Below are 11,513 nucleotides of genomic sequence, written 5' to 3'. Positions count from 1 at the left end.
CATGAACAACGAGCAGAAACTCCGCGACTACCTCAAGCGGGCGACGGTCGACCTGCGGGAGAGCCGCCAGCGCGTGCAGGACCTGGAGGACCGCGCGCACGAGCCGATCGCGATCGTGGGCATGGCCTGCCGGCTCCCGGGCGGTATCGCCTCCCCGGACGACCTGTGGGAGCTGCTGAGCGCCGAACGTGACGCGGTCGGTCCCTTCCCGGAGGGCCGCGGCTGGGACCTGGAGAACCTGTACCACCCGGACCCCGACCACCTCGGGACCTCGTACACCCGCGAAGGCGGCTTCCTGTACGGGGCGGACGGGTTCGACGCCGAGTTCTTCGGCATCGGCCCCCGCGAGGCGGCGGCGATGGACCCCCAGCAGCGGTTGCTGCTGGAGACCGGCTGGGAGGCCTTCGAACACGCGGGCATCGACCCGACCGCGCTGAGGGGCACCCGTACGGGCGTGTACATGGGCGTCATGTACGACGACTACGGCTCCCGCCCCCACGCGCCCGAGGGTTTCGAGGGCTACATGCTGACCGGCAGCGCGGGCAGCGTCGCGTCGGGTCGTCTGTCGTACACCTTCGGCCTGGAGGGGCCGGCGGTGACGGTCGACACCGCGTGCTCGTCCTCGCTCGTCGCGCTCCACCTCGCCGCCCAGTCGCTGCGTCAGGGCGAGTGCTCGATGGCGCTCGCCGGTGGTGTGACGGTGATGGCGACGCCGGGCACGTTCGTGGAGTTCTCCCGGCAGCGCGGGCTGTCGCCGGACGGGCGGTGCAGGGCGTTCTCCTCGTCGGCGGACGGTACGGGCTGGGCCGAGGGCGTGGGCGTGCTGGTGCTGGAGCGGCTGTCGGACGCGGAGCGCAACGGGCACCAGGTGCTGGCGGTGGTCCGCGGTACCGCGGTGAACCAGGACGGTGCGAGCAGCCAGCTGACCGCGCCGAACGGGCCCTCACAGGAGCGGGTCATCCGGGCTGCGCTCGCCAACGCGCGGGTGCCGGCGTCCGAGGTGGACGCCGTGGAGGCGCACGGTACGGGTACGCGCCTGGGCGACCCGATCGAGGCGCAGGCGCTGCTGGCCACGTACGGCCAGGCCCGCGGGGACGACAACCCGTTGCGGCTGGGCTCCGTCAAGTCGAACATCGGTCACACGCAGGCCGCGGCGGGCGTCGCCGGCGTGATCAAGATGGTCATGGCGATGCGCAACGGGGTCATGCCCTCGACCCTGCACGTGGACGAGCCGACCCCCGAGGTCGACTGGTCGGCGGGTGCGGTGGAACTGCTGACGCGGGCCCAGCAGTGGCCCGAGCTCGACCGTCCGCGCCGCGCGGGCGTGTCGTCCTTCGGAATCAGCGGGACCAACGCCCACGTGATCCTCGAAGAGGCTCCGCGCGACCGCGACCGCGACGCCGATCCGGTGGCGGGACCGGACGGCGCCGTACGGCAGACGGAGCCGGGCGCACCGGCGCTGCCGGCACCGTGGTTGCTCTCGGCCAAGTCGCAGGCCGCGCTCCAGGCACAGGCGAGCCGACTGCTGGCCTGGCTCGCCGACCACCCCGAGGCGGATGACGCCGACGTCGCTGCCGTCCTGGCCGGTGCCCGCGCCCAGCTGGGCCGACGCGGCGCGGTGCTCGGCGCCGACCGGGCCGGTCGGCTCGCCGGCCTGGCGGCCCTGGCCGCGGGTTCGGCGTCCGCGCACGTCGTGTCGGGTGTCGCCGCCACCGGCGAGACGGCCTTCCTGTTCACCGGGCAGGGCGCGCAACGCGTGGGCATGGGAGCCGGGTTGGCCACCGCGTTCCCGGTGTTCGCCGCCGTCCTCGACGAGGTCTGCGCGGAATTCGACGCCCTGCTGGGGATATCGCTGCGCGAGGTCATGTTCGGGGGGAACGGTGACGCCGGGAACGGCGTCGACGACACCGAGCGCACGGCCCTGCTCGACCGGACGGAATTCACGCAGCCCGCGCTGTTCGCGTTCGAGGTGGCGCTGTACCGCCTCCTGGAGTCCTTCGGCGTGACCCCCGACGTGGTGGTCGGGCATTCGATCGGTGAGCTGGCCGCGGCCCATGTGGCCGGGGTGTGGTCGCTGGCCGACGCGTGCCGCCTCGTCGCCGCCCGCGGCCGGCTGATGGGCGCGCTGCCGACCGGGGGAGCGATGCTCGCCGCCGCGGTGTCGGAGGAGCGGGCGCTGGAGCTGACCGCGGCGGGGACGGTCTCGCTGGCGGCCGTGAACGCGCCCGCTGCGGTGGTGTTCTCGGGCGGGACGGCGGCGGTCGCCGCACTGGAGGACCGGCTGGCGGCCGAGGGCGTCAAGACGACCCGGCTGACGGTCAGCCACGCCTTCCACTCGGCGCTGATGGAGCCGATGCTCGCCGAGTACGAGCAGGTCGCCGGGTCGGTGGAGTACCGGACGCCGCGCATCGGCGTGTGCTCGACGCTGTCCGGTGCACCGGCCGGTCCGGAGCTGCTGACGCCGCAGTACTGGGTGCGGCAGGTGCGCGAGGCCGTGCGGTTCGCCCCGGCGGTGCAGTCCCTCGTCGACGCCGGCGTGCGCCGGTTCGTCGAGGTGGGCCCGGGCGCGGTGCTGACGGCGCTGACCCGCCAGATGATCGACGAGGTGGCGTCCGGCTCGCTGGTCGCGGCGGCGTCACGGCGCGGCGTCGACGAGGCCGAGCAGTTCCTGCGGTTGCTCGCCGCCGCCCACTGCGCGGGCGTTGCCGTCGACTGGGCGACGCTGTCGGCACGAAGGCCGGTCACCCACCTCGACCTGCCCGTCTACGCCTTCCAGCACCGCCGTTACTGGGTCCAGCCCGACGACGACGCCCCCGGTGACATGGGCCGCGCGGGTCTCAGCGCGCTCGATCACCCGATGCTGCGCGTCGCCGCGCCGCTCGCCGGCCGCGACGAATGGCTCTTCAGCGGCAGGCTCTCCACCACCGACCAGCCGTGGATCTCCGACCACACGGCCTTCGGGACGGTGCTCCTGCCCGGCACCGGCTTCGTCGACCTCGCGCTGGCCGCGGGCAACCGCCTGGACCTTCCCGTCGTGGACGAACTCGTCCTGTCGACGCCGCTGCTGTTCGACGGCGCCGCTCCCGTGGACGTGCAGGTCTCGGTGACCGAGCCCGACCACACCGGCCGCCGACGCCTGTCGATCCACTCGCGTGCCGCCAGCGGCACCGCGGTGGCCGACCCGGGCGAGCCGGACTGGACGCTGCACGCCACCGGCACCCTCGCCCCCGCCGACGGCGTGGCGCCGACCTGGACCGACGCCGACTGGCCGCCGGCCGACGGCACGCCCCTCGACGGCACGCGTCTGTACGACCGGCTCGCCGACCTGGGATTCGGCTACGGCCCGGGCTTCCAGGCCGTACGGGCCGCATGGACCAGCGGCGACGAGGTGTTCGCCGACGTGGCCCTGGACGAGACGACAGCGGGCCGGGCGGCCGGCTTCGGCGTGCATCCGGCGCTCCTGGACGCGGTGTTCCACGCCGCCATCGACGTACTCGCCCAGGACCTGCCCGACGGCAGGCTGCCGCTCCCGTTCTCCTTCGGCGGCGTCCGCATGTTCCGCCGCGGCGCCACCGCGGTCCGCGCCCGCATCATCCGTTCGGGCACCGAGAAGGTGCGCATCGACGCCTGCGATGCCAACGGCGCCGCCGTGCTGTCCATCGACGCCGTGCTCGCCCGCCCCGCGGACGCGAGCGCCCTCGCCGGTGCCCGCAGCCCGCTCCACGCCCTCGACTGGAAGCCGGTGACGGCACCCGCGGTGTCGGACCGGCCCCTGGTGGCACTGGGCCGGCCCGTCGCGGGCTGCACCCGGACGTTCGACGACGTCGCGGCGTTGGCGACGGGCGGGGGCCACCCGGGCGCCGCTGTCGTCTGGTCGCCCGAAACGGCGCCGGCGGACGGCGACGACGTCCCCGCGGCCATCCGCACCGCCGTGCACGACGCCCTCGCGGTGCTGCGCGAATGGCTCGCCGAACCGAACTGCGCCGACTCGACGCTGGTCGTGCTGACCCGTGGGGGAGCAGGGCTGCCCGGTGAGACGCCGGATCCCGCGGCAGCGGCAGTGCGCGGCCTGGTGCGCAGCGCGCAATCGGAACATCCGGGCCGCATCGTGCAGGTCGACGTCGCCATCGACGTCGACGGCAGCGACCCCGCGGACCTGCACCAGCGGATCGCCGCCGCGGCCGCCATGGACGAACCGCAGCTCGCGATCCGCTCCGGCGCCACGCTGGCACCCCGGCTGGTGCGCGCGACCCCCGCCGAACCGGCCGCCGGGCACTTCGGTGACGGCACGGTCCTGATCACCGGCGGCGCCGGCGGACTGGGCGCCGTCACCGCCCGCCACCTGGTCACCCGACACGGCGTGCGCAGCCTGCTGCTCGTCTCGCGCCGCGGCTCCGCCGCGCCGGGTGCCGCGGAGCTGGTCGCCGAGCTGACCGGGCTGGGCGCCGCGGTGCGCGTCGCCGCCTGCGACGTCAGCGACCGCGCCGCGGTCGCGGCCCTGCTGGAATCCGTACCGGCGCACGAACCGGTGACCGCCGTCGTGCACACCGCGGGCGTGTCCGAGGACGGCACCATCGAGACCCTGACCGCCGAGCAGGTGGACCGGGTGCTCGCCCCGAAGGTCGATGCCGCCTGGCACCTGCACGAGCTCACCCGCGACCTGGACCTGTCGGCGTTCGTGCTGTTCTCCTCCGCCGGACCGCTGCTCGGTGGACAGGGCCAGGGCAACTACGCCGCCGCGAACGCGGCGCTGGACGCGCTCGCCCAAGCCCGGCGCAGCGCCGGCCTGCCCGCGCACTCGCTGGCCTGGGGGCTGTGGAAGCTCGGCATGGCCGAGGCGTTGAACGACCAGGGCGGCGAACACCTGGCGCGTCAGATCCGCACGCGCCTCGGCCTGTCCCCGATCGAGCCGGACACGGGCATGCAGATGTTCGACGACGCGTTGAGCACCGGCGAACCGATGCTGATGACCGCGCTGCTCGACACGCCCTCCCTCACCGCGCTGGGCCGGCTCGGCACGCTGCCCGCGCTGCTGCGCGGCCTGATCCACGTACCGGTGGCGCGCGGCCGGGTCGCCGACAGCCCGCTGCGCCAGCGGCTGCTCGACGCCCCCGCCGACCAGTGGGAGGCGCTGATCCGCACCGAGGTCCGCGCGATCGCCGCCGCGGTCCTCGGGCACGAGTCGGCCGACGCCATCGACCCCGAAACCCCGTTCACGGCCCTGGGCTTCGACTCGCTCGGCGGAATCGAGTTCCGCAACCGGGTGACCGCCGCCACGGGTGTCGAGCTCCCGTCCACGCTGGTGTTCGACTATCCGACCGCTGCCGCCGTCGCGGGCTTCCTGCGTACCCGGGTCGACGGTTCGGCCCCGCAGCGACCGCGCCCCGCCGCGACCCGCGCCACGGCCAGGGCCGGGGCCGACGAGCCGATCGCGATCGTCGGCATGAGCTGCCGCTACCCCGGCGGCGTCGAGAACCCCGACCAGCTCTGGGAACTGATCACCGGGCGCGTCGACGCGATCACCCCGATCCCGGGCGACCGCGGCTGGGACCTCGACGGCCTGTACGACGCCGACCCCGGCAAGTCCGGCAAGATCTACACCCGCGAAGGCGGATTCCTGCACGCCGCAGGCGATTTCGACGCCGCCTTCTTCGGCATCGGGCCCCGTGAGGCGGCGGCGATGGACCCGCAGCAGCGCTTGATGCTCGAAGCGTCCTGGGAAGCGCTCGAGGACGCCGGCATCGATCCGACCTCCCTGCGGGGCAGCGACACCGGAATGTACGCGGGCGTCATGTACCAGGACTACGGCTACACGGCGCGCGAGGCCGCCGACGGCGCCGCGGAAGGCTACCTGGCGACCGGCTCGGCCGGCAGCGTCGTCTCCGGCCGGGTCTCCTACACCCTCGGCCTGGAAGGACCCGCGGTGACGGTGGACACGGCGTGTTCGTCGTCGCTGGTGGCCCTGCACCTGGCGGTGCAGGCACTGCGCGCCGGGGAGACCTCGCTGACCCTGGTCGGCGGCGTGACGGTCATGTCGACCCCGCTGCTGTTCGTGGAGTTCTCCCGGCAGCGGGCGCTGTCACCCGACGGGCGCTGCAGGGCGTTCTCGAGCGATGCGGACGGTGTCTCGTGGGCCGAGGGCGTCGGCGTGCTCGCCCTCGAGCGGCTGTCCGACGCGCAGCGCAACGGCCGCCCGGTCCTGGCCGTGATCCGCGGTAGCGCGATCAACCAGGACGGTGCCAGCAACGGCCTGACCGCACCGAACGGTCCGTCCCAGGAGCGGGTGATCGCGCAGGCCCTGGCCAACGCCGGGGTGGCCGCGACCGAGGTGGACGCGGTGGAGGCGCACGGCACCGGCACCACGCTGGGCGACCCGATCGAGGCGCAGGCGCTGATCAACACCTACGGACAGGAGCGCGCCGAGCCGCTGCGCATCGGCTCGCTGAAGTCGAACATCGGGCACGCGCAGGCGGCTGCCGGCGTCGGCGGTGTGATCAAGATGGTGCAGGCGCTGCGGCACGAGGTGCTGCCGGCCACCTTGCACGTGGACGAGCCGTCGCCGCACGTGGACTGGTCGGCGGGCGCGGTACGGATCCTCACCGAGGCCGAGCCCTGGCCGGTCGGGGAGCGTCCCCGCCGGGCGGGAGTGTCGTCGTTCGGGATCAGCGGGACCAACGCGCACGTGATCCTCGAGGAGGCGCCCGCGGTCGCGCCGCGACCGGTCGCCCCGCCGAGCCCGGAAGCCGTGCCGCTGCTGCTGTCCGCGCGGACGCCCGCCGCGCTGCGGGCCCAGGCGCACCGTCTGCACGACGCGCTGCACGAACGTCCGGAGCTCGACCTGAGCGACGTCGCGGTGACGCTCGCGCTGCACCGCGCGCAGCTCGAGCAGCGCGCCGCCGTCGTGGGCCCGGACCGGGAGGCGCTGCTGGCGGCACTGGCGCGCCTGGCAGCCGACGAGCCGGGACCGGGCATCGCAGGCGGCACGGGCCGGACGGGCACCACGGCGTTCCTGTTCACCGGTCAGGGCGCGCAGCGGACCGGGATGGGCGCGGGCCTGTACCGGGAGTTCCCGGCTTTCGCCGCCGCGCTCGACGAGGTGTGCGCGGAATTCGACGCACACCTGGAGCATCCGCTGCGGGAGGTGATGTTCGGCCCGACCGCCGACAACCTGCTGGACCGCACCGAGTACACCCAGCCCGCGCTGTTCGCGTTCGAGGTCGCGACGTACCGCCTCGTCGAGTCGTTCGGCGTGACGCCGGACGCGGTGGCCGGGCACTCGATCGGCGAACTGGCCGCGGCCTACGTGGCCGGGATGTGGTCGCTGCCGGACGCCTGCCGACTCGTCGCGGCCCGGGGCCGGCTGATGGGGGCACTGCCGACGGGCGGGAGCATGCTGGCCGCGGCCGTGTCGGAAGAGCGGGCCCTGGAGCTGCTGGCGGCGGCCGCTGCCGATCCGGCGTCGTCCGGTGCGGTCTCGCTGGCCGCCGTGAACGCTCCCGACGCGGTGGTCCTCTCCGGGGACACCGGGGCGGTGTCGGCTCTCGAGTCGCGGCTGGTGGCCGAGGGCGTCAAGACCAGCAGGCTGCGGGTGAGCCACGCGTTCCACTCCGCCTCGATGGATCCGATGCTGGCCGACTTCGCGGAGATCGCCGCGGGCCTGACGTACCACGAGCCGCGCATACCCCTGTGCTCCACGGTGTCCGGCGCGTTCGCCGACGATGCGACGCGTACGCCCGAGTACTGGGTGCGGCAGGTGCGCGAGGCAGTGCGCTTCGCTCCGGCGGTGCGGTCCCTGCTCGATTCGGGCGTGCGCCTGTTCGTCGAGCTGGGCCCGGACGCGGTGCTGACCACCATGACCCGCGCCACCCTGGCGGCGGACCCCGAAGCGCGCGCCACGGTGGTCGCGGGATCACGCCGCACGGTCGCCGAACCGGAGCAGCTGGCCAGCGCGCTGGCCACCGCGCACTGCGCGGGCCAGCCGGTACGGTGGGCGGCGTACTTCGGAGCCCGGCCGCAGGCACGGATCACCCTGCCCACCTACCCCTTCCAGCACGAGCGGTTCTGGCTCCGGCCCGCCGAGGCCACGGCGCCGCTCGCCGGTGCCGACTCCGTCGACCATCCGCTGCTGCACTCCCAGGTGCAGCTCGCCGGCAAGGACGAGTGGCTGTTCACCGGCAGGCTCTCGCTGCGCACGCACCCGTGGCTCGCCGACCACGCCGTCCTCGGCACGGTCGTGATGCCGGGTACCGGATTCGTGGAACTGGCCCTGACCGCCGGTGCCCGGCTCGGCGTGCCGCGCCTGGCGGAACTGGTGCTCGCCGACCCGCTGGTCCTCGCCGCCGACGGCGCCGCGGACCTTCAGCTCGCCGTGGGCGAACCCGACGCCGACGGACACCGGACCGTGGCCGTCCACGCCCGCGCCGCCGACGCCTGGGTGCTGCACGCCCACGGCGTGCTCGCGCCCGCCGCGCCGGTCGCGGCGCCGGGCTGGTCCAAGGCGTGGCCTCCGGTCGCGGGCGCCCCGGTCGACGGGCCGCAGCTGTACCGCGCGCTCGGCGACCTCGGCTTCGGGTACGGCCCGGTGTTCCAGGGCGTTCGCGCCGCCTGGTCGCGCGGCGACGAAGTCTTCGCCGACCTGGCGCTCGACACCGACACCGCGGCGCGCGCCACCGCCTTCGTCCTGCACCCGGCACTGCTGGACGCGGTGTTCCACGCGGCCGCCGACCACCTCGCCGAGGGCGCGCCCGACGGCCGGGTGCCCCTGCCCTTCGCCTTCGACGGCGTGCAGCTGGCCCGGGCCGGCGCTGGTGCCCTGCGCGTCCGCATCGCCCGCACCGCACCGGACACCCTGCGCGTGGACGCGGTCGACGCGACGGGTGCCCCCGTGCTCAGCATCGAGTCGGTGCGGGTCCGCCCGATGGGGCAGCAGGTGCTGGCCCGGCTGCGCGGCGCGGCACCGTTGTTCGACGTCGAGTGGGTCGCCGTGCCCGCCGCCGCCAGGGCGGGCGCAGGGCGCGTCGTCGTGCTCGGCGACCCGGCGACCGTCGAGGCCCCCGAGCCCCCGGCACACTGTGCCGATCTCGCGGAACTCGCCGCGCTGCGGGACGTTCCCGACACGGTGGCGTGGTCGGCGCCCCGCGGAACCGGCGCCGGCCCGACGGACGTACACGCCGGCGTGCTGACGACGCTCGCACTGTTGCAGGACTGGATGGCCGCCGATCACCCCGGCCGGCTCGCGATCGTGACGCGCACCGCCGCCGGACTGCCCGGCGAGGAACCCGATCTGGTCGGAGCCGCCGTGGCGGGCCTGGTGCGCAGCGCACAGTCCGAGCACCCGGGCCGCTTCCTGCTCATCGACCACGACGGCGACGCCCTGTCCGTCAAGGCGCTCGCCGACGCCGTGGCCCAGGACGAACCGCACCTCGCCGTGCGCGGGGGCCGGCTCCTGGCACCGCGCCTGAAGTCGCTGCCCGCCACCGAACCGGGCGCGCCGCTGTCGTTCGACCACGGCACCGTGCTCATCACCGGCGGCACCGGCGGCATCGGCGCGATCGTCGCCCGGCACCTGGTCGCCGCGCACGGCGCACGACGGCTGCTGCTGGTGTCGCGGCGCGGTGCCGTCGCGGACGGCGCCGCCGAACTGGCCGCCGAGCTGACCTGTCTCGGCGCCCACGTCCAGGTCGTGGCCTGCGACGTCACCGAACGCTCCGCGGTCCAGGCCCTGCTGGCCGGCATCGACGCCGACGCCCCGCTGACCGCCGTCATCCACGCGGCGGGCGTCCTGGACGACGGCACGCTCGACACCCTGACCAGCGCGCAGACGACGAGGGTGCTGGCGCCGAAGGTCGACGCCGCCTGGCACCTGCACGAGCTGACCCGCGACCTGGACCTGTCGGCGTTCGTGATGTTCTCGTCCGCGGCGCCGTTGCTCGGCGGACAGGGACAGGGCAACTACGCGGCCGCGAACGGTGCACTGGACGCGCTGGCACGCCTGCGGCGCAGTGCGGGCCTGCCCGCGCACTCGCTGGCCTGGGGCCTGTGGACCGTCGGCATGGCGGGGGCGCTCAGCGGGGACGGTGCCGAGCAGTACGTCCGCCAGATCCGGGCCAGGCTGGGCCTGGTCCCGATCGACGCGGATTCCGGGATGGCGCTGTTCGAGAACGCACTCGCGACCGACCGGGCGACACCGGTGACGGCACTCCTCGACACGGCGGCGCTCACCGACCTGGCACGCGGCGGCACCCTGCCCGCGGTACTGCGCGACATGGTCACCGTCCCCCCGGCTGCCGCGGGCACGGGCCCCAGCCTGGTGCAGCAGCTGGCCGCACTGCCCGACGCCGACCGCGACGCCGTGGTCCTGCGGGAGGTGCGCAACGCCGCCTCGGCGGTCCTCGGCCACCTGTCCGGCGACGCGATCGACCCGCACGCGCCGTTCACCGAGCTCGGTTTCGACTCCCTCGGCGCCGTCGAATTCCGCAACCGGCTCGCACAGCTGACCGGGCTGACGCTGTCGTCGACGCTGATCTTCGACCACCCGACCGCCGCCGACGTGGCGAAGCTGGTGCTGTCGCAGCTCGAGGAATCCGACACCGCCGTGGTCGAGCAGACACCGACCGGCGTGCGCGGCACGATCACCGACCTGGTGTCGGCGGCGCACCACCGCGGGGACCTGGCGGGCGCGATGCCCCTGCTGACCGCGAGCTCGGCCCTGATGACCACGTACGGCGTCGACGAGGCCGCCGCACGGCGCCCGGCCGTGCAGCTCCTGGCGCGCGGCGCCGCGGCGCCGGCACTGATCTGCATCCCCTCGTTCCTGACGGGATCGGGCACGCACCAGTTCGCCCGCCTGGCCCGCGAACTGGGCGGCGAGCGGCAGGTCAGCGCGGTGCGGCTGCCCGGCATGGGCGCGGGTGACGACCTGCCGGCGACCTGGGCGGCGGCGATCGAAAGCCTCGCCGCGGCCGTCGCGCCGGAACTCGGTCGGGGCCCGGTGGCACTCGTCGGCTATTCGGCCGGCGGCGCGATCGCCCATGCGGTCGCCAGGCGGCTCGAAGACGGCGGCGGCGAGCTCGCGGGCGTCGCGATGATCGACACCTACGCCCCGGACGACCTCGAACTCAACCGCCGCGTGCTCACCGACGCGCTGGGGCAGATCCTGTCCCGGGACAACGCACTGACCCCCGTCGACGACCACGGCTTGGTCGCCATGGGTGGCTACGTGCGGATGTTCCCCGAGCGCGGGGCCGATCCGATCGCCGCGCCGACGCTGAACCTGCGGGCCACCACGACGCTGAGCAGCTTCGCAGACGTCGCCCCCGTCCCCGACTGGCAACACCGCGGGCCGGTCGACCACGTCGAGGGAGACCACTTCTCGATCATCGAAGAGCGGGCGGCGGAGACCGCCGCGCACCTGCGGCGCTGGCTCGACTCGCTCAGCGTCCGTTGATGTGCCTCGGAGATGAAATCCGTCCAGGGCACAAAACTATTCTTTCCGCAAATCCGTCAAGGGCATG

General features: G+C 74.6%; 1 pseudogene. It reads left to right on the top strand.

Annotation, left to right across the window (positions count from 1 at the left end):
- Window positions 1–25 precede the first annotated feature (25 nt).
- Window positions 26–11,446, top strand: a pseudogene (locus tag ACSHWO_RS13180) (type I polyketide synthase); the annotation flags it as partial.
- Window positions 11,447–11,513 lie beyond the last annotated feature (67 nt).

It is taken from the genome of Streptomyces pallidus (ex Mingjun et al. 2026) (assembly GCF_051550185.1).
Taxonomy (GTDB): domain Bacteria; phylum Actinomycetota; class Actinomycetes; order Streptomycetales; family Streptomycetaceae; genus Streptomyces.
The sequence above is the reverse complement of the archived record's forward strand: the minus strand, read 5'-3'. Positions and strand labels throughout refer to the sequence as shown.